This is a genomic window from Catenuloplanes nepalensis (genome assembly GCF_030811575.1).
Classification (GTDB): Bacteria; Actinomycetota; Actinomycetes; order Mycobacteriales; family Micromonosporaceae; genus Catenuloplanes; species Catenuloplanes nepalensis.
Window position 1 is genome coordinate 240,612 of record NZ_JAUSRA010000001.1, and the last position, 21,750, is coordinate 262,361.

21 protein-coding genes are annotated in these 21,750 nt (G+C 72.0%); 9 read left to right on the forward strand and 12 right to left on the reverse strand.

Going from position 1 to position 21,750, the window contains the following annotated elements; translation table 11 throughout:
* Positions 1-40: 40 nt before the first annotated feature.
* On the reverse strand, positions 41-961 hold the full coding sequence (locus tag J2S43_RS01045; RefSeq protein WP_306826574.1) for a 5-oxoprolinase subunit C family protein: 921 nt from the start codon (positions 959-961) through the stop codon (positions 41-43).
* Complete coding sequence (locus J2S43_RS01050; RefSeq protein WP_306826575.1) at positions 958-1,572, reverse strand: 5-oxoprolinase subunit B family protein; 615 nt, start codon at positions 1,570-1,572, stop codon at positions 958-960. The genes J2S43_RS01045 and J2S43_RS01050 overlap by 4 nt, the downstream gene beginning before the upstream one ends.
* Before the next feature lie 118 nt (positions 1,573-1,690).
* On the opposite strand from J2S43_RS01050, the gene J2S43_RS01055 reads away from it, so the two are divergent.
* Positions 1,691-3,016 (forward strand): MFS transporter, encoded by a 1,326-nt coding sequence (locus J2S43_RS01055; RefSeq protein ID WP_306826577.1) that lies wholly within the window; start codon positions 1,691-1,693, stop codon positions 3,014-3,016.
* A gap of 45 nt (positions 3,017-3,061) precedes the next feature.
* On the opposite strand, the gene J2S43_RS01060 is transcribed toward J2S43_RS01055, so the two are convergent.
* Positions 3,062-3,871: an ABC transporter ATP-binding protein gene (locus J2S43_RS01060; RefSeq protein ID WP_306839129.1), complete on the reverse strand. Its 810-nt coding sequence runs from the start codon at positions 3,869-3,871 to the stop codon at positions 3,062-3,064.
* A 30-nt stretch (positions 3,872-3,901) separates the two neighbouring features.
* A complete protein-coding gene (locus tag J2S43_RS01065) occupies positions 3,902-4,168 on the reverse strand; it encodes a transcriptional regulator (RefSeq protein ID WP_306826578.1) in 267 nt (88 codons plus the stop codon).
* 139 nt (positions 4,169-4,307) lie between these two features.
* On the opposite strand from J2S43_RS01065, the gene J2S43_RS01070 reads away from it, so the two are divergent.
* The 3 genes from J2S43_RS01070 to J2S43_RS01080 all read left to right on the forward strand — a co-directional run bounded on the left by J2S43_RS01070 (position 4,308) and on the right by J2S43_RS01080 (position 6,571).
* Complete coding sequence (locus tag J2S43_RS01070) at positions 4,308-4,898, forward strand: GNAT family N-acetyltransferase (RefSeq protein ID WP_306826579.1); 591 nt, start codon at positions 4,308-4,310, stop codon at positions 4,896-4,898.
* Between the two features lie 120 nt (positions 4,899-5,018).
* Entirely contained in the window at positions 5,019-6,344 is a 1,326-nt protein-coding gene (locus tag J2S43_RS01075) for a lysine N(6)-hydroxylase/L-ornithine N(5)-oxygenase family protein (protein WP_306826581.1), read from the forward strand.
* On the forward strand, positions 6,344-6,571 hold the full coding sequence (locus J2S43_RS01080) for a phosphopantetheine-binding protein (protein ID WP_306826582.1): 228 nt from the start codon (positions 6,344-6,346) through the stop codon (positions 6,569-6,571). The genes J2S43_RS01075 and J2S43_RS01080 overlap by 1 nt, the downstream gene beginning before the upstream one ends.
* Before the next feature lie 44 nt (positions 6,572-6,615).
* On the opposite strand, the gene J2S43_RS01085 is transcribed toward J2S43_RS01080, so the two are convergent.
* A complete protein-coding gene (locus J2S43_RS01085) occupies positions 6,616-7,020 on the reverse strand; it encodes a hypothetical protein (RefSeq protein WP_306826584.1) in 405 nt (134 codons plus the stop codon).
* Positions 7,021-7,697: 677 nt separating this feature from the next.
* Between J2S43_RS01085 and J2S43_RS01090 the strand changes: the two genes are divergently transcribed.
* Together J2S43_RS01090 and J2S43_RS01095 are read left to right on the forward strand one after the other, a co-directional pair.
* Positions 7,698-8,057 carry an STAS domain-containing protein gene (locus J2S43_RS01090; protein ID WP_306826585.1) on the forward strand — a complete coding sequence of 120 codons (360 nt, stop codon included), beginning with the start codon at positions 7,698-7,700 and terminating at the stop codon, positions 8,055-8,057.
* 45 nt (positions 8,058-8,102) lie between these two features.
* Positions 8,103-9,233: a serine/threonine-protein kinase gene (locus J2S43_RS01095; protein ID WP_306826586.1), complete on the forward strand. Its 1,131-nt coding sequence runs from the start codon at positions 8,103-8,105 to the stop codon at positions 9,231-9,233.
* Here the strand turns inward: J2S43_RS01095 and surE are convergent.
* The 4 genes from surE to J2S43_RS01115 all read right to left on the reverse strand — a co-directional run bounded on the left by surE (position 9,187) and on the right by J2S43_RS01115 (position 12,523).
* Entirely contained in the window at positions 9,187-9,984 is a 798-nt protein-coding gene (gene surE / locus J2S43_RS01100) for a 5'/3'-nucleotidase SurE (protein ID WP_306826587.1), read from the reverse strand. The genes J2S43_RS01095 and surE overlap by 47 nt on opposite strands.
* A gap of 10 nt (positions 9,985-9,994) precedes the next feature.
* Positions 9,995-10,462 (reverse strand): hypothetical protein, encoded by a 468-nt coding sequence (locus J2S43_RS01105; RefSeq protein ID WP_306826588.1) that lies wholly within the window; start codon positions 10,460-10,462, stop codon positions 9,995-9,997.
* Positions 10,463-10,596: 134 nt separating this feature from the next.
* Complete coding sequence (locus J2S43_RS01110; protein WP_306826591.1) at positions 10,597-11,508, reverse strand: cation diffusion facilitator family transporter; 912 nt, start codon at positions 11,506-11,508, stop codon at positions 10,597-10,599.
* A gap of 91 nt (positions 11,509-11,599) precedes the next feature.
* Positions 11,600-12,523 (reverse strand): SMP-30/gluconolactonase/LRE family protein, encoded by a 924-nt coding sequence (locus J2S43_RS01115; protein ID WP_306826592.1) that lies wholly within the window; start codon positions 12,521-12,523, stop codon positions 11,600-11,602.
* 136 nt (positions 12,524-12,659) lie between these two features.
* Between J2S43_RS01115 and J2S43_RS01120 the strand changes: the two genes are divergently transcribed.
* Positions 12,660-15,173: an ABC transporter permease gene (locus tag J2S43_RS01120; protein ID WP_306826593.1), complete on the forward strand. Its 2,514-nt coding sequence runs from the start codon at positions 12,660-12,662 to the stop codon at positions 15,171-15,173.
* A 697-nt stretch (positions 15,174-15,870) separates the two neighbouring features.
* Positions 15,871-16,197 carry a MerR family transcriptional regulator gene (locus J2S43_RS01125; RefSeq protein ID WP_306826595.1) on the forward strand — a complete coding sequence of 109 codons (327 nt, stop codon included), beginning with the start codon at positions 15,871-15,873 and terminating at the stop codon, positions 16,195-16,197.
* 1,026 nt (positions 16,198-17,223) lie between these two features.
* On the opposite strand, the gene J2S43_RS01130 is transcribed toward J2S43_RS01125, so the two are convergent.
* The 3 genes from J2S43_RS01130 to J2S43_RS01140 all read right to left on the reverse strand — a co-directional run bounded on the left by J2S43_RS01130 (position 17,224) and on the right by J2S43_RS01140 (position 20,902).
* Complete coding sequence (locus J2S43_RS01130; protein ID WP_306826597.1) at positions 17,224-19,350, reverse strand: HelD family protein; 2,127 nt, start codon at positions 19,348-19,350, stop codon at positions 17,224-17,226.
* A 100-nt stretch (positions 19,351-19,450) separates the two neighbouring features.
* Positions 19,451-20,431, reverse strand: a complete 981-nt coding sequence (locus tag J2S43_RS01135) for an alpha/beta fold hydrolase (RefSeq protein WP_306826598.1) — start codon at positions 20,429-20,431, stop codon at positions 19,451-19,453.
* Positions 20,432-20,575: 144 nt separating this feature from the next.
* The gene (locus tag J2S43_RS01140; RefSeq protein ID WP_306826599.1) at positions 20,576-20,902 is read right to left on the reverse strand and encodes a hypothetical protein; all 327 of its coding nucleotides are present in this window, start codon (positions 20,900-20,902) and stop codon (positions 20,576-20,578) included.
* A 225-nt stretch (positions 20,903-21,127) separates the two neighbouring features.
* Here J2S43_RS01140 and J2S43_RS01145 point away from each other — a divergent pair, with 225 nt between their 5' ends.
* Positions 21,128-21,619, forward strand: a complete 492-nt coding sequence (locus J2S43_RS01145; protein WP_306826601.1) for a DUF3145 domain-containing protein — start codon at positions 21,128-21,130, stop codon at positions 21,617-21,619.
* The last annotated feature ends 131 nt before the right edge of the window (positions 21,620-21,750 follow it).

The window sequence follows — 21,750 nt, forward strand, 5'->3', positions numbered from 1 at the left end:
CGCGCCGGCTGGCCCGCGCGCCGGTCAGCCCCGCGCTGGATCACGGTGGGGCCGGGGTGAAGTGGAGCGTCGTGCCGGGGCGGGCCTGGGCCAGGAGGTCCACGTCCGACGGGTCCACCACGCCGATCACCGGGTAGCCGCCGGTGGTGGGGTGGTCGGCCAGGAAGATCAACGGCTGGCCGTCCGCCGGCACCTGGATCGCGCCGAGCACCAGCCCTTCGCTGGGCAGCTCGCCGTCGATCGCGCGGGTCAGCACCGGGCCGGTCAGGCGCGCGCCGACCCGGTCGGTCTGCGTCGACACCCGGTACTCCGCGCTCAGCAGCGTCCGCCACGCGTCGCCGGTGAACCAGTCGTCGCGCGGCCCGGGCCAGACGCGCAGGCGCAGCGTGCCGCGCGGCGGGGGATGGGGTGCCACGTCCACGCCCGGCGGCAGCGCGGTGGCCGGGCCGACCGGCAGCACGTCGCCGTCGCGGACCGGGTCCGGGCCGAGGCCGGAGAGCGTGTCCGTGGACCGGCTGCCGAGCACCGGCGGGACCGTGAGACCGCCGCCCACGGCCAGGTAGGCGCGCAGACCGGCGGTCGCGCGGCCGATGTCGATCACGGCACCCGCGCGGACCGCCAGCGGCAGGCCCGGATCGGCCGGCCGGCGGTCGACCGTGATCGGGCAGGGCGCGCCGGTGACCGCGAGCGTCGTCGCCCGGGTCACGCGCGCCCGCAGGCCGCCGAGCGTGATCTCCAGGCCGGCCGCGCCGGGCGGGTTGCCGGCCAGCCGGTTGGCCCGGCGCAGCGCGCCCGCGTCGAGCGCGCCGGAGCGGGGCACGCCGAGATGTGCGAGGCCGGGCCGGCCGAGGTCCTGCACGGTGGTCCGCACCCCGGCCCGGATGACCTCCAGGCGCACGCCGGATCCCGTCTCCGGGCTGCGGCTTCGCGGAACCGATGACCCACTCGCGGGCTCGCTCATGGCTCCTCGGCGAAACGGACGACGGTCCCGGGCGTGAGCAGCGCCGGCGGGTCATTATCAAGATCGAAGAGCGTTTCCCGGGTACGGCCGATCAGCTGCCAGCCGCCCGGCGACGCCGTGGGGTAGACGCCGCTGTACGGCCCGGCGAGCGCCACGGTCCCGGCCGGCACGCGGGTGCGCGGCGTCGCGCGGCGCGGCACGTGATGGTGCGGCCCGAGGCCGGTGAGGTAGGCGAAGCCGGGCGCGAACCCGCAGAACGCCACGCGGAACTCGGTGCCGGTGTGTATCGCGATCACGCCGGCCCGGTCCGTGCCCCAGAGCCGCGCGACATCGTCCAGGTCCTCCCCGTCGTACCGCGTGGTGATCGTGATCTGGGTGTTGCCCTCGGTGCCGGGAGGCGTCGGTGTCGCGTCGCCGGGCAGCAGCCGGAACACCCGGTCCGGGTCGGGGACGCCGTCGAGGAGCACGGTGCGCGCGGCCGGGACGATCTCCGCCGCGGTCAGCTCGCCGCGCTCACGCAGGCCGGTGAGCAGCTCGTATGCGGCCGAAACCGCGTCGTCGCCGGGGAGTTCGATCAGGATGGCCGACGGTCCGGCTCGACGCGCGCGCATGACGTTGCCCCATCTGTCGGTTTACACCATCTTCACATTGAAGGATTGCTGGATCGTTCTACGATTTCCTACAGTGTGGCATACGGCACAACGCATCCGCGATCCGTAGGAGCCCGTCATGACGACCCGGAACCCCAAGGAAGCCCGACGCGTCATCATCGCCAGCCTGGTCGGCACCTCCCTGGAGTGGTACGACTTCTTTCTCTACGCCTCCGCCGCCGCGCTCGTCTTCGGCAAGCTGTTCTTCCCGACGTTCGAGCCGCTCACCGCCACGCTGCTCGCCTTCACGACGTACGCGGTGGGCTTCGTCGCCCGACCGCTCGGCGGCATCGTCTTCGGTCACTTCGGCGACCGGACCGGCCGCAAGGGGGTGCTGGTCGCCACGCTGGTGCTGATGGGCGGCGCCACGTTTCTCATCGGGCTGCTGCCGACCTACGCCACCATCGGCGTCGCCGCGCCGGTCCTCCTGGTGTTCCTGCGATTCCTGCAGGGCCTCGGGCTCGGCGGCGAGTGGGGCGGCGCGGTCGTGATGTCGCTGGAGCACGGCGACCCGGCCCGCCGCGGCCTCTCCGCGTCCTGGCCGCAGGTCGGCGTGCCGGCCGGCAACCTGCTCGCGTCCGGCGTGCTCTGGCTGCTCTCCGCCACGCTGTCCGAGGCGGCGTTCCTCGGCTGGGGCTGGCGCATCCCGTTCCTGCTGTCCGGCCTGCTCGTGCTGGTCGGCCTGTGGATCCGCGTCTCGGTCACCGAGTCGCCCGCGTTCGCCGCGGTCGAGGCGCACGGCGCGAAGGCCCGCCTGCCGCTGGTCGAGGTGCTCCGCCGGCACCCGCGCGGCCTGCTCGTCGCGATGGCCGCGCGGATCGGCACCGATGTCGCGTTCTACACGTTCAGCCTGTACGTGCTCACCTACGTCACCGGCACGGTCGGCCTGCCGCGCACGGTCGCGCTGACCGGCGTGCTGGTCGCGTCCGCCCTGCAACTGCTGCTCATCCCGCTGGCCGGTGCGCTTTCCGACCGGTTCGGCCGCCGCCCGGTCTACGCGGTGGGCGCGGTCCTCGGCGCGGCCTGGGCGTTCGCGTTCTTCCCGCTGCTGGACACCGGGAACACGCTGGTCATCGTGCTGACCGTGGTGGTCGCGCTGGCCACGCACGCGATCATGTACGGCCCGCAGGCAGCGTTCGTCGCCGAGCTGTTCTCCACCCGGCTGCGCTACTCCGGTGCGTCGATGGGCTATCAGATCGCCGGCATCTTCGGCGGTGCGCTCGCCCCGATCATCGCGATCGCGCTGGTCCGGTCCACCGGCAGCGCGTTCGCGGTCTCGGTCTACGTCGCGGCCGCGCTGCTCCTCACGCTCGTCGCGCTCGCCTTCGCCCCGGAGACCTCCCGCCTGTCCACGCTGGACGACGAGACGCCCGCGCCCGCTCCTCGCCTGACCCCGGCGTCGTGATCCGGGCGTCCCTCATGCCGTCCCGGCGGCATGAGGGACGGGCGCTCAGGCGGCGATCGTCACCGGGGCGGAGCGGCGGCGGGCGGCCGGGACGACCAGCGGGGTGCCGGACTCCGGGTCGGGCACCACGCGGCACTGCAGGTCGAAGACGTCCTGCACCAGCTCGGCCGTGATGATGTCGGCCGGTGCGCCCTGGGCCACGATCGCGCCGTCCCGCATGGCGATCAGATGCGTGGCGTACCGGCAGGCCTGGTTGAGGTCGTGCAGCACCGCGACCATGGTGCGGCCGGCCTCCTGCAGGTCGGCGCAGAGGTCGAGCACCTCGATCTGGTGGGTGATGTCGAGGAACGTGGTCGGCTCGTCGAGCAGCAGGATGTCGGTCTGCTGGGCCAGCGCCATCGCCAGCCACACGCGCTGCCGCTGACCGCCGGAGAGCTCGTCGACGACGCGGCCGGACAGCTCCGAGACGCCGGTCGCGGCCATCGCCTCCGCGACCACCCGCTCGTCCTCGCGGGACCACTGGCGCAGCAGGCGCTGGTGCGGGAAGCGGCCGCGGCCGACCAGGTCGGCGACCGTGATGCCGTCCGGCGCGATCGAGGTCTGCGGGAGCAGGCCGAGGCGGCGCGCGACCTCCTTCGCCGGGTACGACCCGATGCCCCTGCCGTCCAGCAGCACCGTGCCGGTCTTCGGCTTGAGCATGCGGGAGAGCGCGCGGAGCAGCGTGGACTTGCCGCACGCGTTCGGGCCGACGATCACGGTGAACGAGTTGTCGGGGATCTCGACGCTCAGGCCGGTGGCGACCGTGCGCGCGTCGTACGCCAGCGTCAGCCCTTCGGCGCGCAGTCTGCTCACGATCAGCCCTCCCGTTGTGCAACTCAGGTGAGGCTAGCCTAACGAACGGCGTCGCAGGATCGCGATCAACCTCCGGGCATCGGTCGAGGGGGAGAGCGTGACCAGCTCCCAGCCGTACGCGTCGAGGTGCTCCACCGCGGCCATCAGCCGGGCCAGCCGCTCCGGCTCGACCGTCCCGTCGGACAGCACGGCCAGGTGTTTGTAGTGGTAGAAGCGCAGATCCGCGCGCCCCTCCAGCACCGCGCCGGCCGACACCTGCCGGGTCGCGACGATCTCCTCGGGGGTCTGCCGGGTCGCCATGGTCCACACCGTAGCGTCCGCGCTCCTTGCCACTCCACCCCTCGCGCGCTTAGGTTAGGGTCGCCTAAGCTCTCCCGCAGCGTGAGGGCGATCGATGCATGTGGCCGCCTTCCGGAGTGGAGCGAGAGGGGTCCGGCGGATGAGTCGCGAGGTCACCGAGGGTCTGGCCGAGGCAGTGGTCGCGGCCGGTGCGCCACCGGCGCCGCTGCTGTCCGCGCCGTGGTCGCTGCGCACGGTCGTCACCGATGCCGACGTCGCGCTGGTCACCCGCTGGATGGCCGAGCCGCACGTGGAGCTGTTCTGGGAGCAGTCCTGGCCGGTCGCGCGCTGGCGGGCCGTGATCGACGGCCAGCTGCGCGGTGACTACTCCCGTCCGTACCTGGTGTCGCACGACGGTGTGCCGCTGGCCTATGTGGAGATCTACCGGGTGGCGCGCGACGTGGTCGGCCTGCAGTACGACGCGGGTGCGCACGACCTCGGCATCCATCTGGCGCTCGGCGAGCTGTCGTCGACCGGGCGCGGGCTCGGCCGCGCCATGGTGCGCGCGATCGTGGCCGGGCTCTTCGCGGCGGATCCCCGATGCGCGGTGGTGGTCGCGGACCCGGACGAGCGGCACGCGATGGCGCGGCGGATGTTCGCCGGGGCCGGCTTCGAGCTGTGGGGCGTGCGCGACCTGGGGCACAAGCGGGCTGCGATCCTGCGCCACGAGCGCCCCGCCGCACATATCTAGATATAGGTCACATTGACGGTCTTTACCATGATGTTTTGTTAGGTTAGCCTTACCTCACCGAACGAGCGGGATCGTGTACTCATCGTGGTGTCCCGGCCGTACCAGAGAAGGGCTTCTGCCTTGAGCATCCCGAGAGAACCGGAATCCCCGGTCTACGACCTCGTCGGGATCGGCTTCGGCCCGTCGAACCTGGCGTTGGCCGTCGCGGTCCAGGAGCACAACGACCACACGGCCGCCGGCGAAGGGCTCGACGCGGTGTTCCTGGAGCGGCAGAGCGCGTTCGGCTGGCACCGCGGCATGCTGTTCGAGGACGCCACCATGCAGGTCTCGTTCCTCAAGGACCTGGTGACGCTGCGCAACCCGGCCAGCGACTTCAGCTTCGTGTCGTACCTGCATCAGCGCGGCCGGCTGATCGACTTCGTCAACCACAAGACGCTGTTCCCGCTGCGTGTCGAGTTCCACGACTACCTCTCCTGGGCCGCCGAGCGGATGAACCACCTGGTGGCGTACGACGCCGAGGTCACCGACGTGCTGCCGGTGCACGACGAGTCCGGCGAGGTGGTCTGCTTCGACGTGGTCGCGCGCGACGGCGTGCGCCGCGCCCGCAACGTGGCGATCGCGCTCGGCCTGGAGCTGAGCCTGCCGCCGGAGGCGATGCTCTCCGCGCGCGTCTGGCACAACCTGGACCTGCTGTCCCGGCTGGCCGATCTGCCGGCCGCGGAGCCGCGCCGGTTCGTGGTGGTGGGCGCCGGGCAGAGCGCGGCCGAGGTGGTCGGCCACCTGCACGAGCGCTACCCGTCCGCGGAGGTCTGCTCGGTCTTCTATCGGTACGGTTACAGCCCGGCCGACGACAGCTCGTTCGCCAACCGGATCTTCGACCCGGACGCGGTGGACCTCTACTACCGCGCGCCCGCGGACGTGAAGCGCATGCTCTTCGACTACCACCGCAACACGAACTACTCCGTGGTGGACGTCGACCTGATCGACGATCTCTACCGGCGGGTCTACCGGGAGAAGGTGCTCGGCCGGGAGCGGCTGCGCATGCTGAACGCGTCCCGGGTCGCCGAGGTGGTGCCGCGCGAGGACGGCGTCACGGTCACGGTCGAGTCGATGCCGACCGGCGACCGGGAGACACTCGACGCGGACGTGCTGGTCTACGCGACCGGCTACCGCCCGGTGGACGCGGTGAAGCTGCTCGGCACGGCCGGGCCGCTCGCCCGCCGCACCGGCGAGGGGCTGATCGAGGTGGACCGCGACTACCGGATCGTGACCGGCGCGGGCGTCCGGGCCGGTCTCTATCTGCAGGGCGGCACCGAGCACGCACACGGCATCACGGCCACGCTGCTGTCCAACGTGGCCGTGCGGTCCGGCGAGATCGTCCGGGCGGTCGCGGCCACGCCGCGGGCCGGCGAGGTCAAGCCGCTGGCGCTGGTGCGGGGCGCGTGATGGGCGCGCCGAGCCTGGAACGGATCCGGGCGGACGTGGCCGAGTCGCTCGGCGAGAGCCCGGACGGCCTGACGGACGACGAGAACCTGCTGGACCGTGGCCTCGACTCGATCCGGATCATGACGCTGGTGGAGAAGTGGCGTCGCGAGGGGTACGAAGCCGACTACCTCGACCTGGCGGAGAACCCGACCGTGGCCGGCTGGCAGTCCGTCCTGAAGAGAACGTGATCAAGGCGCCCCTCGGGTGAGGAGCGCCTTGATCACGGAGTTGCTCAGTCGTTCAGGCCGACCGGGGTCCGGTCGCCGGTGTAGATCGCGACGACCTCGTCGGCGTCGTCGATCTCGTCCTCGGCCGGGCGCTCCGCCAGCGACCGGCGCGCGGCGACACTCACCGCGAAACCGACCGCCACGCCGAGCACGGCCGCGCCCGCGATCAGCGTCCACGGCAGCGCCGGACGGCGTCCGGCGAGCGCGTCAAGCGCGGCGTGAGCGCGGAACTTGGCCTCGCTCGTGGCCGCGCCGATCGTGCCGGCCGCGGAACTCACCGACGTGCTGACCGTGCTGCGGGTGCTGTCGGCCAGGCCTCCGGCCGACTCCATCGTGCTCCTGAGGTAGTCCCAGGCCTGCTGGGTCGCCCTCTCGGTCTTGGTCTTGCGGTGAAGCAGGTTGGTTCCCATGAAGCTCTACCTCCTCCAGGTCCGTGCCGGCCACCAGAGAAAGCGGCGTCCGTGCAACACATCTGCGACTCGGGATGTGAGGTGCCCCGGGATCGGGGTGGGCAAACCCGTGCGCGTCGATTCGCCCCGCCGGTGTGCCCCGTCACGTATGCCCAGGTCGCCACGGGCCGTCAGGACGCGGGGGAATACGGTGGTCGTCGGTTCCGGTCGCCGCACCCTTGGCCGCCGGACGCCGCCGCGCGGGGAGGGCCCCGATCGGGTGCCCCCGCGGCGGGTCCGCGACCCGAACGGGTGACCACCGATCGCGTGAGGACTATTCGCGTCGCCCGCCAAATGGGGCGGTGGGCACCACCTGCCCCTTGCTAACCTCTGTCACCGTCCGTCACCCTGGAATCCCTCTTTCGACCGACCGCTCAGGTTCTACACAGGCGGAGTTGGTTCGCTGTCGCTAAGGTGGTGCGGGTCGCGGGCCCGGACGGGGCCGTGCCCGCAGAGATGAGATGCTTTACAGGCACAATGGGCGTTTTTCCTGATTTGGCGCGGGGTTTGCGCGGCTGACCCGGTGAAAATGCCATGCGTTGAAGGACTAGCGACTGGGCTCAGCGACGGAATACGCTCAGTCGCGGCCCGCGTACTGAAGAACCCCTGTCAGATCGGGTGTGGGTGGAGGTGCTCGCGTGAGCCTGTCGATCGTCACGACCATGCTCCCCAATGATGTCGTCGAGATCGCTCCGCGCGGAGAAATCGATGTTGACACGGCACATGAGATCCGCGAAGCGGTCTCAGCGGTGCTCACCAAGGGACGCCCGTCCCGCATCGAGCTGAACATGCGGCTGGTCAGTTTCATCGACTCGGTCGGCATCAGCGCGCTCGTCTCGGGCTTCCAGGCGGCGGAGGTGACCGGCTGCAAGCTGGCCGTCACGCAGCCGAGCCGGTTCGTCCACCGGCAGCTCTGGGTGACCGGACTGCTCGGCCTGTTCGGCGCACCGGAGCCCTATTTCGCCGACGCGGCGCCGGAGGCTCCGGCCGGCGCCTGAGAAGTTCTTCTTGCCCGGCACGAGCTGCTGCGGAAGAGTCGATTCGTGGCCTCCTCGCAGCTCGGTGCCGGGCTGAACCTTCGGCTGGGCACCGCCCTCGCCCGCCGGTACGTGGTGATCGGTCCCGTTGCCCGCGGCGGCCTGTCCACGGTCTACCACGCGATCGACGCGCTGCACGGGCGTCCGGCCGCGGTCAAGGTCCTCTCCTCGGGCGACCCGTGGCTGCGCGAGAGTGCGCGTCGCGAGGCCCGGATCACCGATCGGCTGCGCCACCCCGGCGTGCCCCGCGTCTACGACTACGGCGACGCCGGGCTGGCCGACGGCCGCACCGTGCCCTACGTGGCGATGGAGCTGCTCACCGGCGTCTCGCTGGCCGGGCGGGTGGCCGGCGGCCCGCTGCCCTGGCGCGAGGCGGTCCGGATCGTCGCCACGGTCACCGACGTGCTCGCCGCCGCGCACCGGCGCGGCGTGGTGCACCGCGACCTCAACCCCTCGAACGTGATGCTCACCGCGCGCGGTATCAAGATCGTCGACTTCGGGCTGGCCGCGCTGATCGAGCCGCAGGGGGAGCGGCGCGCCCGGCTCGGCCCGCCACCGTCCCCGGCCGACGACGTCTACGCGGCCGGCGTGCTGCTCTACGCGCTGCTCACCGGCCGCTCGCCCTATCCGGCGGCCCGGCCCGGCGCGCTGCTCGCCGGGCCGATGCACGGGCTCGCGCCCACGCCGGTGCTGCTGGTCGACGGACTGCCACCCGCGGTCGCGGAGACGTGCCGGTGGAGCATGCGCAAACGGCCCGCGGACCGACCGACGGCCGCGGAGCTCGCGGTGTCGCTCTGGCGGGCGCTGCTCGCCCATCGCGGCATCCCGGCCGGGCGCCCGGCCGCGGTCCAGATCGAGCCGCGCGGCATCCCGGCCGGGGCCCAGGCCGTGCCGCGCGGCACTCCGGCCGGGCGTCCGGCCGCGGTCGAGGTCGTGCCGCGCGGCACTCCGGCCGGGCGTCCGGCCGCGGCCCAGGTCGTGCCGCGCGGCAGTCCGGCCGGGTGCCCGGCCGCGGCCCAGGTCGTGCACCACGGCACTCCGGCCGAGGCGGCGGGCCGCGCCGCTCCGGGAGGGGCGCCGCGGCACGCGGTCACGGAAGCGGCAGGTCCACCGAGCGGTCGTCGTCCACGGAGGTGAGCGGCGTGACCGTGGCGTATCCGTCGGCCAGCAGCGCCAGGTCCGTGCCCGGCGCGGCCCGCTCCTGACTGATCCGCATCCCGGTGCGCAGGTAACCCTCGCCGGACTCCTCCAGCGCCACCGACACCTGGCCGAAGCCGGCCGGCGCGGCCCGGCGTACCCCCTTGAGGTCTTCGATCGTCACGTCCGGGACGTTGACGTTCAGGACCGTGCCGGACGGCAGTTCGGTCAGCGTGGCGAGCAGGTCCACCGCGACCGTGGCCGCGGTGTCCCAGTGCCGCTCGTCGTCGCCGATCCCGCTCAGCGCCTGCAGTGACCCGCCGTCGATCAGCGGCGAGACCACGTCCAGCGAGACCGCGATCGCGCTGCGGTCGCCGGCCGCCGCGGTGAGCGCCGCGCCGACCGTGCCGGAGTGCAGCACCGCGTGGCCCGCGTTCGCGCCCCGGTTCGGGCCGGAGAGCACCACGTCCGGCGGCGTGCCGAACGCGTCGCGCAGCGCCAGGACCACGATGAACGCGGGCGAGGCGGCCACGCCGTACGCCCGCACGCCCGGCAGCCCGTCGAGCGTGTGCGGCTCGACCTCGATCTGTCCGTCGTCGTTCGGTGCGGCGATCAGTGCGGCGCCGTACCCACTGTGTTCCGTGCGCGGTGCGGCCACGACCACCTCGTGGCCCGCCTTCACCGCCGCTTCCGCCAGCGCCCGGAGCCCGGTCGCGCTGATCCCGTCGTCGTTCGTGATGAGAACCCGCATGCTCGTATTGTCACCGCGAACCGGACCGCCCAATCCGTCCCCACGGCTTGAACACGGACAGCGCGATCATCAGGATCAGCAGCGCGCCGGAGACGCTCGGCGCCACCACCAGGTTGATCTGATCGCTGCGGGCCAGTTCGGCGCCGGCTCCCGCGGCCTCGCGTAGCCCCGGCGTGAGCAGGAAGAACACCAGCCCGAGCAGCACCGTCGTGATGGCCAGCTTGACCGTCACCCACCAGTGCCGCACCAGGCCCCACGGCGTGAGCAGCGCGTTCGCCACGCCGATCACCCAGATCGCCACGGTCAGCGGCAGCAGCAGCACGTCACCGATCAACGCGGCGGCCGGATAGACCTCGCCCGGGTCCCGGCCGGCCAGCGCGGCCGCGCCCAGCGCGAGCAGCACCAGGTCGGCGCCGAGCCAGCTCACCGACGTCGCGACGTGCGTGACCAGCAGCGTCTTGCGCACTCTCGGCTTCATGACCCAGATCATCCCGGGGTACGGCGCCCGCGCGCGTCATCCCGCCGGGGACACCCGCCGTACGACGGCGGGCGCAGATGGGCCCGTCCGGCCCCTAGGGGCACCCCGAGGACGTGGCGTTCACCACGCACCACTCACCAGGAGCTGGGACCGCATGGCGTGGGGGTCTGCGGCTCCAGCTGGAGCGTGGCGTGGTCGATGTGGAAGTCGTGGTGCAGCGCCTCGCGCGCCGTGCTGAGCACCAGCGTCGCCTCCGCGGCCGGCTCCAGGCGCAGGTGCGCGCTGGCCACGTCCATGCCCGAGGTGAGCGTCCAGACGTGCAGGTCGTGCACGTCGCACACGCCCGGCACCTCGGCCAGCCGGGTGCGCACCGCGGTCACGTCCAGGTGCGCGGGCGCGGCCTGGACCAGGATGCGCAGCGCGGCCATGCCCAGCTTCCAGGTGCGCGGCACGATCAGCACCGCGACCGCCACCGCGACCAGCGGGTCCGCGTACCACCAGCCGGTCGCGGAGATGATCAGCGCGGCCACGATCACACCGACGGACGAGAACAGGTCGCCGAGCACCTCCAGGTAGGCGCCGCGCACGTTGATGCTCTCCTTCGCGCCGGACCGGAGCAGCGCGAACGCGGCCAGGTTCACCAGCAGGCCACCGATCGCCACGATCAGCATCGGGCCGGTGGCCACCTCGTGCGGCTCGCCGAGCCGGCGCACCGCCTCGATCAGCACGTAGACCGCCACGCCGGTGAGCAGCAGCGCGTTCGCCAGCGCGGCCAGCACCTCCAGCCGGTACAGCCCGAACGTGTTCCGGTCGCGGCCGCCGGCCTTGGCCGCCGCGGTCATCGCGGCCAGCGCCATGCCGATGCCGAGCACGTCGGTGAACATGTGCCCGGCGTCGGACAGCAGCGCGAGCGAGCCGCTGAGGACCGCCGCGACCGCTTCCACCAGGAGGAATCCGGCGAGCAGTGCGACGGCGGCCCACAGTCGGCCGCGATGCCGTTGACCTGCCTCGGCCAGCGAGTGTCCGTGGTCGTGTCCCGCTCCCACGAGCTACACCTTCCGTCGTCCCGTGCTCACGTACGCAATATATGTTCGTATTGCTATGTATGCAAACATGGGACTGGGAATCGGTGCCGGATCAGGGCTTCCTGATCGAGACCGCGGTGTAGGTCGTCTCCGGCGTCGGCGGCGTGGTGAAGCGGGCGTTCGGGAACCAGAGCCGGTCGCCGTACGACGCGACCGTGGCCGGCACGTCGAAGCTCGGGTCCGTGACGCGGGTCACCACCCGGCCGGAGCTGCCGTCGCGGGCGAGCCGGACCACCGCGACCTGGTTGAGCCGGTTCTGCACCGCGTAGAGCGTGCGCCCCTCCAGTAGCAGCCCGTCGCCGTTGACCAGCGTCTCGCCGCCCAGGTCGACCGGCGTCGCGGTGCCGGTCCGGGTGTCCACCCGGTAGAGCACGCCGGTGGGGGAGTGCACCACGAGCAGCGCACGGCGGTCCGGCGTGAGTGTGATGCCGTTGGTGTTGACGCCGCCGGGCGTGAACGTGATGCCGGTCAGCGGCAGCGCGGTGGCGGCCGCGGGCAGGCTGCCACGCCGGCCGAGCGAGAGGCGATACAGCACCGGGTTGTACGAGTCGGTGAACCACGCGCCGTCGCCGGTCAGCACCACGTCGTTGATGAACGCGGTGCCGGTGGCGAGCCGGTAGGACTTCAGCACGCGGCCGGACTGAGCGTCGACGACGCGGGCGTCGCCTCCGGTGCCGCCGGAGACGAAGAGCCGGTCGCGGTCGTCGATCTTCAGGCCGAGCGACGGCGTGCCGGGGCCGCGGCTGAAGACCTCCCCCTCGCCGGTGCGCAGGCTGGCGCGGTAGAGCGACCCGTCGACCCGGGAGCCGAAGTAGGCGACCGGGCGGTCGCCGATCGCGATGCCCTCGGGCTGCCAGCCGGGCGGGAGGTCGATCGTGGTGACGGATCGCTTCCCGCCGGCCTGTGCGGTGCCGGGCGCGACGAGCGCGGCCGCGGGGACGGCGGCGGCGATCGAGAGAACGGTACGGCGTTGCATGATCCACTCCATTCATGGACGTCTCTGATCCGTACCGAATCATGCCGCTCCCGGCCGGTTCCCGCAGGCGTCGGGCTATTTGGTGGTTCAACGTTGAGCGGCCACACTGGTCGCCGTGCCCAAAGTTGATCAACCGATGCTCCGTGTCGCGCTGGCCGGCCTGCGGGCGCACTACGTCCGGCTGCTGATGACCGCGGCCGCGATCGTGGTCGGTGTGAGCTTCCTCGCCGGCTCGCTGGTCTACGGCGACACCGCGCGCGCCGCGTTCTACGACGACCTGGCGAAGTCGTCCCGCAACGTGGACGTGGTGGTCCAGTCCGGCTGGAGCCTGCTCGACCGCGGCACGCTCGACCGGGTCCGCGCGGTCGACGGCGTCGCCGCCGCGGACGGCCGGGTGATCGCGAACATGGGCATGCTCGGCGCGGACGGCAAGCTCCTGATCACCAGCGGTCACGTCGGTTACGGCATCTCCGTACCCACTTCTGATGATTTGTCGCGGTTTGACGTTGTCTCTGGTCGCGTGCCGGAAGCGGCCGGTGAGATCGCGGTCGAGAAGCAGACGGTGGAGCAGCAGGGCTTCATGCTCGGCGGCACCGTGCAACTGGTCGGGCGCGACGGCGCACCAGTCGGCTTCACGCTGGTCGGGGTGCTCGACCTCGGCGTCAACAAGCTCTTCGGCGGCTCGTCCGTCGGCGCGCTCACCGACGCCGACCTGCTCCGGATCACGAACACGAATCGCTACACCCAGATCGTGGCGACCGCGGCGCCCGGCGTGAGCCAGGAGGAGCTGCGGTCGCGCGTGCAGGCCGTCTCCACCGGCGGCTGGGCGATGACCGGCGACGAACTGGCCGACGACCTGGCCACCGAGGCCGCCAAGTACGTGGACGGCTTCCTCTCCGTGCTGATCGGCTTCGGCCTGGTCGCACTGACCGTCTCCGGCTTCGTCATCTACAACACGTTCGCGATGCTGGCGGCGCAGCGCGGCCGCGAACTGGCGCTGCTGCGCTGCGTGGGCGCGTCCCGCGGGCAGGTGCTCGGCACCGTGCTGATCGAGGCGTCCGTGCTCGGCGTGCTCGCCTCGCTCGGCGGCGTGCTGGCCAGCCTCGTGGTCGGTCAGGGCCTGCTGCTGTCCCGCGAGCTGGTCGCCACCTCGATCCCGGAGCACGCGCTGGTGCTGCGCTGGCCGACCGTGCTGGTCGCGGTCGGCTTCGGCACCGCGCTGACGCTGCTCGGCGCGCTGGTCCCGGCGGTCGCGGCGAGCCGGGTGCCGCCGCTCACCGCGCTGCGCGACGCGGGCGCGATGGAGCACCGCGAGACCGGGCGGCGCTCCCGCGCGGTCGTCTGCGCGGTGCTGACAGTGCTCGGCCTGCTGATCGGGCTGGGCGGCCTGGCGCTGGACTTCGCCGGGCTGCCGCTGGTGCTGGGCGGCGCGATGCTGACGTTCCTCGGCATGGTCACCGGCGCGCCGCTGGTGATCGGGCGGCTGATCCGGGCGGTCGGCGCGCTGCCGGCCCGCGTGTTCGGCGTACCGATGCGGCTGGCGACGCTGAACGCGTACCGCAACCCGCGCCGCGTCGCGGCCACCACCAGCGCGCTGATGATCGGCGTGACGCTGATGTCGCTGTTCAGCGTGCTGCTGGCCACCGCGCGTGACCAGGCCGGCAAGGAGCTGACCGAGAACTTCCCGGTCGACTTCGTACTGACGCCGAAGCGGGTGAACGTGGACGCGCCGGTCACCGCGGCCGACGGCGTCCCGCAGGAGGCGATCGACGCGCTCGCGGCGCGGCCCGAGCTGGCGACGGTCGCACCGGCCCGGCTGGCCTCGCGCGAGACCGATCCGCGCTTCTACGGCGACGCCGCGGTGTGGGCCACCTCCGGCGCGGTCCGGCCCGAGGTCAAGGAGGGCGATCTCGGCGCGCTCACGGCCGGGACCGCTGCCGTGCAGCGCGACTACGCGGCCGCGCACGGGGCCGGCCTGGGCGATCGGCTCACGCTGCCGCGCGCGGGACAGGTCACGATCATCGCGTTGTACGACGGCGCGCCGCTGGACGCGTCCGTGATGCTCTCCTGGGACGGGTTCACCGCGGCGTACGGTGCGGGAGCGCCGAACCGGGTGCTGATCGACGTGGCGGCCGGCACGTCCGTCGCCACCGCGCGCCAGGTCGTCGACGCCGCGCTGGCCGAACATCCACTGGTGCAGGTGGAGAGCGCGGCGGACGCGGCCGAGTCGCTGACCGCCTCGCTGGACGAGCTGCTGGCCATCTTCGCCGCGCTGCTCGGCATGTCCGTGCTGATCGCGCTCTTCGGCATCAGCAACACGCTGTCGCTCTCCGTCTTCGAACGCACCCGCGAGTCCGCGACACTGCGCGCGCTCGGCCTGACCCGCCGCCAGCTGCGCGCCACGCTGTTGAGCGAGGCCGCGCTGATGGCGCTGGTCGGCGCGCTGGCCGGCGTGGTCTTCGGTGCCGCCACCGGTTGGGCCGCCTCGCTCGGCCTGATCAGCGCGTACGGCGCCGGCCTGCCCGTACTCCCGGTCGGTCAGCTCGCGCTCTTCGCCGCGGTGGCGTCCGGTTCCGCGCTGGTGGCGGCCGTGCTACCGGCCCGCCGGGCGGCCCGCGCGTCCGTGGTCGCCGCGCTGACCGACGCCTGAGAACGTGCGGATGGTGAACTGTTGATCGCTGGACTAAAAAATCTGTCGTACCGGGACTAGATATTTGCTCGTGGCGGATCTAAGCTTTGCTGAGAAAGCTCGTTCGTGATGACCGAGAGCATGACGAACGGGCAAGAGGTGCCGGCTTCGCCGCCCTTCGCCGAGAGGCGGGGTGCGCCCGCGGTCCGGCTCCGAACGCCGAGTTGGTAAGGAGGGCGACGACATATCTCAGGTCTCTGAAGTGATTCCGTCCCCAACCGACAAAGGGGTGGTCGCCACGAGCACTGCCTTTGCCGACCTCGGTCGGCTCACGAGATTTGGGTAGTTTTCCGACGCCGGGCAGCGGCCGGTCCCGCACGCGGGAGTGCGCCGCATCGAAGATCGCCCGGCACGCCGGATTGTTTCGCGCGGCGTCGTTCGTCATCGTGGACCTGGTTCCCAGTGCGGACGGCGACCGATCAGGAAACTGTCTGCCCGGGCCCCGGGACGCCTAGCGTCCCGGGGCCTTCTACGGTCTGTATCGAAGTGAGGGCCGGAGCGAGGCGCGGTCCAGGTGTCGTGGAGGGTGTGCGGCGCGGAAGCCCTCATACCGGTGTTGTATGTGGGCTTGTGCGACGTGCGGCCAGGCGGCGCCCGGGCCTCGCCGCAGCCCGTCTCCCACGTCGATACAGGCTCTAATGCGCGCGAAAGGCTTCGAGTGACCCGGCCCGGCCACGTCCACGACGAGCACTACCCCGCCTACACCATCGGCACCGCCGCCGACCTGGTCAGCACCACGCCCGCGTTCCTCCGCGCGCTCGGCGAGGCCGGCCTGATCACCCCGCAGCGCTCCGCCGGCGGCCACCGCCGCTACTCCCGCCACCAGCTCGACCTGGCCGCGCGCGCCCGCGAACTGCTCGACGAAGGTCTTCCGCTCACCGCCGCCGTCCGCATCGTCCAACTCGAGGACGAACTCGCCGCCGTCCGCCGCCAGCTCACCGACCTCCGCAACGCCATACCCCCACCCCGCACCCCCGCCGACTGACCCCACCCCACCTACCGCCGGCCTGGTCACATTCATGCCGATGATCCGGCGCCGCCGGCCTCCGGCCGCCGCCGCTCTCCTCGGCCCCGGCTGGTCAACTTCGCTGGTCGCTGGCTTTGGCGTTGGTTGCTGGCTTTGGCGTTGGTTGCTGGCTTTGGCGTTGGTTGCTGGCTTTGCCGCTGGTTGCTGGCTTCGCCGCTGGTCGCTGGCTTCGGCGCCGGTTTGTGCTGGTCTTGCCGGTCGGTCTCCATCGGTTTCGCTGGCCACCGATCTCGGTCATCGGTCATCGCCGGTCTCCGGCCGCACCGTTCGCCGGCGGCCCGTGTCGCGTCGCTTGCCAGATCAAGTCGGCGGCAAACCCGGGCATCTCCTGCCCGGCATTTCCCATAAATCCGCCGAGATGCTGCTCTGTCGCGTCATACAAGCCCGGCCGCACTGAACCCGATGCCTGAGTGATCAATCAGTGGAGCAAAAGATAGGTCAACTTCGCTAAATGACCTATCTTTTGCTCCACTGATTGATCACTCAGGCCTGGTGCGGTGTTCTCTGCGGGGGTGGCGGCTCCGGGTGGGCAAGATATGACGAAATTTCAGGGCGCGCAGCGCCCGACCGCAGCGCCCGACCGCAGCGTAGACCGTGGTCTTGCGGCCACGGACCGCGCAGGAACTTCGGGCGCCTTCCGCGCTCTGCGCCCGAGTGCGGAAGCCCGAGTGCGGAACGCCCGAGCGCGGAACGCCCGAGCGCGGAACACCCGAGGTGGTGGGGGTTTGGGCTTGCGGCCACGGGGCTGGCAGGGAGGAGCGCCAGCGACGACCGGTGCCCGCGGGAGCATGCGGACCTGGGCCGCCGGAAGCGGGAATATCCGGTTGTGCATGGTTTTCCGCGTTGGTGCGGCTCACTGACCATCCAGGAGCGGGGTCACCGCCCGGCGGCTCTCCCGTGGTCCAGGCGTCCCCCAAGGTGTTCTGACGACTTCGGGGACGCCTGGATCATGGATCGTGGGCGCGTTGACCTGATGCTGAAAGGTCAGTGGTGGTATGGGCGGGTGCCGAGCGTGATGAGTTGCTGCGTCGCGCGGGAGAGGGCGACGTAGAGCGTGCGGACGCCGGACTCGGAGTCGGTGCGGATGTCCTCGGGCTCGGCCAGGACGACGCCGTCGTACTCCATACCCTTGGCCTGGAGGCTGGTGACCACCTGGACGCGGTCGTCGTTCAGGCCGGCGACCCAGGCGGCCATCTCGGCGCGGCGGGGGACCGGGGTGATCACGCCGACCGTGCCCTCCACCTGCGTGAGCAGGCCGGTGACCGCGTCGCGGATCGCGCCGGGCAGCTCGTCCCGGCTGACCGTGCGCTCGATCGGGGCGACGCCGGTGGAGCGGACCGCGGTCGGAAGCGCCTCACCGGGGAACGCCCGGCGGATGACGGCCGCGGCCACCTCGAAGATCTCCCGCGAGTTGCGGTAGTTGGTGCTGAGCGTGAACTCGTGCCGCTTCTTGCCGCCGAGCGCCTGGTCACGTGCGCGGCTCAGCTCGGCCGGGTCGCCGGTCCAGGCGGCCTGCAGCGGGTCGCCGACGATGGTCCAGGATGCGATCGAGGCGCGGCGGCCCAGCATGCGCCACTGCATCGGGGACACGTCCTGTGCCTCGTCCACCACCACGTGCGCGTAGTCGCGGTAGTCCTCCGGGCGTTCGACGGCGGCGGCGCGTGCGGCCTGCTGGCGGTCCGCGTACGTGCTGACCTCCTGCACGCCGCCGCCCGCGTGGAACGGGTTGCGGTTGCGCTGCTGCGGCTTGCGGGGCTGGCCGAGCAACGCGTCCAGCTCGTCGAGCAGCGCCACGTCCGCGATGGTCGGCCCGTCCGTGGTCAGCGTGGCGAACGCGTCGCGGAGCAGCCGGATCTCGGCGTTGGAGAGGATGCCGTGCGCGTACCGCCGGAGTCGTTCCGGGTCGGCCAGCCACGCGAGCACCGTCATCGGCCGCAGCCGGGGCCACCAGCCGCGCAGGAAGTCGCGGAAGTCGTCGCGTTCGGCCAGCTCGGCCTCGAACTCCGGCCGGGCCGGGAGCGTCGGCACGCGCAGCCGCTGCGCCTGCGACCACAGGGCCTGGAAGATGTTGTCGAATCCGGCCCGCCGCGACTCGTTGCGCCGGGTGCCCTTGGGCAGCGCCCGCTCGCGCGCCCGGTCCAGGTCCTCCGCGGTCAGCCGCAGCAGCGTGCCGCGGTAGAGCAGGCGCAGCTCGGTGGGGCCGAACGGGACCGCGTCGCGGGTGGCGCGCTCCAGCACCGTGCGCATGCGCAGCGAGCCCTTGACGGCCGAGACCGCGGCCGGGTCGACCTGGACCGCGTTGATGCCGGGCACCAGCGAGCCGAGCGAGTGGAGCGTGGCGGAGTCCTCGCCGAGCGACGGCAGCACGGTCGCGATGTAGTTGACGAACACGCCGGACGGGCCGACCACGAGGATGCCGCCACCGGCGAAGCGGTTGCGGTCGGAGTAGAGCAGGTACGCCGCGCGGTGCAGCGCCACCGCGGTCTTGCCGGTGCCGGGGCCGCCGGACACGATCGTCACGCCGGACGAGGGTGCGCGGATCGCCTCGTCCTGCTCCTGCTGGATGGTGGCGACGATGTCCTTCATGCCGGTGCCGGTCGCGCGGCCGAGGCTGGCCATCAGCGCGCCGTCACCGACGATGTGCATGTCGTCCGGCGCGGCCTCCGGGTCGAGCAGGTCGTCCTCGATGCCGGTGACGCGCTCACCGGTCGACCGGATCATGCGCCGCCGGACCACGTCACGCGTGTCCTTCGCGGTGGCCTGGTAGAACGCGGCCGCGGCGGGGGCACGCCAGTCGATGACGAGCAGCTCGGAGCCCTCGCTGCGGATGCCGAGCCGGCCCACGTGGTAGACCTGGCCGGTCTTCAGGTCGAGCCGGCCGAAGACCAGGCCCTCGTGCTCGGTGTCCAGCGCCCTGCGCCGGCGCGCCGCGTGGAAGACCATCGCGTCGCGCTCGACGAGCGCGCCGAAGTTGCCGACCCGGGCAAGGCCGTAGCCCGCCCTCTCGGCCTTGGCGGCCTCCTGGCGAAGGTGCGCCAGGCGGGCATAGACGATGTCCACGTGGCGCTGCTCGATGGCGATCTCTTGTTGCAGGATATTGGCGTCGGTCACCGGGTGTCGTGCTCCTGAGCTGAGGGTGCGGCCATCGAACCTACCCCTCCGCTCGCCACCGTGTCGACGTTTTTCGCTACTGGCCGGTAAGGAACGCGGATCAGGCGGCCCGGGCGGTGCCCGGATGTGTCGCCCGGCGGTTGCCCCGGCGGCCCGGCGCGCGCAGCGGCGTCGATCCGGCCGCGCGGTTGGTGACCGCGGCGAGCGCGCCGGCCACCTCGGACGGCCGCTCCAGCATCAGCATGTGGCCGCCGCCGGGGCAGAGCGTCAGCTCGGTGCCGGGCAGCGCGTCCGCGATCGCCTCCGCGCACGCGGGCGGGGTCAGCCGGTCGTCGCTGCCGGCCAGCACCGCCGCGGGTACGTCGCCCAGCTCGGACAGCGTGTCCAGGCGCTGCTGGGTGCCGATCGAGGTGCGGAAGCCGCCGATCGCGCGCAGCGAGCACCGGCCCACGCTGGAGAGCGTGAGCCGCAGGTCGGAGCCGTCGCACCGGTCGCCGTAGAGCAGCCAGCGGATCGCGGGCCCGAGCACCGGCAGCACCGCGCGGTGCGGGCGCCAGGTGCCGCAGCGGGCCAGCACGCCCGCACCGGCCGTCTCGGCCAGCCGGAACAGCGTGGCCAGCGGGCTGGGCAGGCCGTAGTGCGTGCGGGAGGTGCCCTCGGCGGACGTGGAGACCAGCACCAGGCCGGCGATCCGGGATGCGAAGTGCTCCGGGTGCCGGTGCGCGTACTCCATGATCGTCATGCCGCCCATCGAGTGGCCGGCCAGGATCACCCGGCCGGTGGGGGCGAGTTCGTCCAGCACGGTGCGCAGGTCGTCGCCGAGCTGGCCGAGCGTGGCGCAGTCGAGCGGCGTGGCGTCGGAGAGGCCGTGGCCGCGCGCGTCGTAGGCGACGATCCGGGCGCCGGTCTCACCCAGCTCGGCCAGGACCCGGTGCCAGCAGCGCACGTCCAGCGTCCAGCCGTGCAGCAGCACGATGGTCAGGTCCGCGTCCGGGTCTCCGCCGGTCTCGGCGTGCAGCCGGACGCCGTCGGGAAGCTTTACCTCCGTGCCGGTGGGGAGGAGGGTCTGACGCTGCGACATGGGCACCTCCGCGAATGGATCTCGCCGCGGACCACCGGATACCCACGGGTAACAATCATCACGCGTGAAAGCGCAGAATTCCAGGAGGCAAAAGTACGGAAGGCCGGCACCGTCACGGTGCCGGCCTTCCGCGAAGAGGGTGGATCAGCCCTCGAAGACGCCCGCGTCGACGAGCTTCTTCTCGGCGGCGCCCCAGCCGTCCTGCGGGTGCGCCTCGTTCAGCGCGGCCAGCTCGGCACGGATCTTGGCACCGTGGCCGGCCGCGGCCAGCACCCGGATCTCCTCGACGAACGCGTCGGAGGTGGTGCTCATGTGCGTGGTCTTGCCGTTGGTCAGGTTCCGCACGTAAGCGTGCTTGCCCTTGTTGAGCGGAATCAGGTACTTGTACTCGCCCAGCACGCTCAGGGCGGCACCCTGGCCTTGTCCAGCGCGGACTGACGCGCGCGCGGTCTTTGAGGTACTGCTCGCCACGGAGGTACTCCTTGAACGACATTCACAGAAGAGAAGTGGGCGACCAGGGTCGCCCGTAAAGAGCCTACACCAGCATCGGTGTACGCAGAAAAAGGGCCGATCCCCGCACAGAGTTTGCCCGATTCCCTGGCGCACCATCTGCCACAGACGGCATCATGAAACCCGGCCGACCGTGGAGATCGAGGTCGTAGGGGAAGACGCACCTCGTGTCTTCGGGAGGTCACCGTGCCAACGCGTGGCGTCATATACGTCCACTCGACCCCGCTCGCCGTGTGCCCGCACGTCGAGTGGGCGATCGCGCGCGTCCTCACCGCGCCGGTCAAGCTGCATTGGTCCGCGCAGCCCGTCGATCCCGGCGCCCGCCGGGCGGAGTCGGGGTGGAGCGGGCGGCCAGGTACCGGGGCGGAGCTGGCGGCTGCGCTCCGGCAGTGGCCCATGATCCGTTTCGAGATCACGGAGGAGCCCAGTCCCGGGGTCGACGGCGAGCGCTTCATGTACGTGCCGGGTCGCGGCCTGTTCCGCGCGACCTGCGGCGCCGCCGGCGACATCCAGCTGGGGGAGGACCGCCTACGGGCGATCATGTCCTCGGCCCGGGGTCCCGAGGCGCTGGCGCACGCGCTCGACAAGGCCATGGGAACGGCGTGGGACGCCGAGCTGGAGCCGTATCGGTACGCGGGTGATGGCGCTCCGAACATGGTGCTCACCCGGGTCGGATGAGGGCTGTGCGATTCCGGTCCGGTGCGGGTGACCGGGGCGGCAACCGGGCCCCGGTGGGGTTGCTCAATTCCGGCACGCCTGGTCGAATGGCGCGCGTGCCGGACATACCCAACGGCGTTCACCGGTCGAGC

What these genes read in the sequence shown, in the direction of transcription:
- J2S43_RS01045 (WP_306826574.1), bottom strand. Translation starts at nt 961, where the DNA reads ATGAGCGAGCCCGCGAGTGGGTCATCGGTTCCGCGAAGCCGCAGCCCG.
- J2S43_RS01050 (WP_306826575.1), bottom strand. Translation starts at nt 1,572, where the DNA reads ATGCGCGCGCGTCGAGCCGGACCGTCGGCCATCCTGATCGAACTCCCC.
- J2S43_RS01055 (WP_306826577.1), top strand. Translation starts at nt 1,691, where the DNA reads ATGACGACCCGGAACCCCAAGGAAGCCCGACGCGTCATCATCGCCAGC.
- J2S43_RS01065 (WP_306826578.1), bottom strand. Translation starts at nt 4,168, where the DNA reads ATGGCGACCCGGCAGACCCCCGAGGAGATCGTCGCGACCCGGCAGGTG.
- J2S43_RS01070 (WP_306826579.1), top strand. Translation starts at nt 4,308, where the DNA reads ATGAGTCGCGAGGTCACCGAGGGTCTGGCCGAGGCAGTGGTCGCGGCC.
- J2S43_RS01080 (WP_306826582.1), top strand. Translation starts at nt 6,344, where the DNA reads ATGGGCGCGCCGAGCCTGGAACGGATCCGGGCGGACGTGGCCGAGTCG.
- J2S43_RS01085 (WP_306826584.1), bottom strand. Translation starts at nt 7,020, where the DNA reads ATGGGAACCAACCTGCTTCACCGCAAGACCAAGACCGAGAGGGCGACC.
- surE (WP_306826587.1), bottom strand. Translation starts at nt 9,984, where the DNA reads ATGCGGGTTCTCATCACGAACGACGACGGGATCAGCGCGACCGGGCTC.
- J2S43_RS01105 (WP_306826588.1), bottom strand. Translation starts at nt 10,462, where the DNA reads ATGAAGCCGAGAGTGCGCAAGACGCTGCTGGTCACGCACGTCGCGACG.
- J2S43_RS01115 (WP_306826592.1), bottom strand. Translation starts at nt 12,523, where the DNA reads ATGCAACGCCGTACCGTTCTCTCGATCGCCGCCGCCGTCCCCGCGGCC.
- J2S43_RS01120 (WP_306826593.1), top strand. Translation starts at nt 12,660, where the DNA reads ATGCTCCGTGTCGCGCTGGCCGGCCTGCGGGCGCACTACGTCCGGCTG.
- J2S43_RS01135 (WP_306826598.1), bottom strand. Translation starts at nt 20,431, where the DNA reads ATGTCGCAGCGTCAGACCCTCCTCCCCACCGGCACGGAGGTAAAGCTT.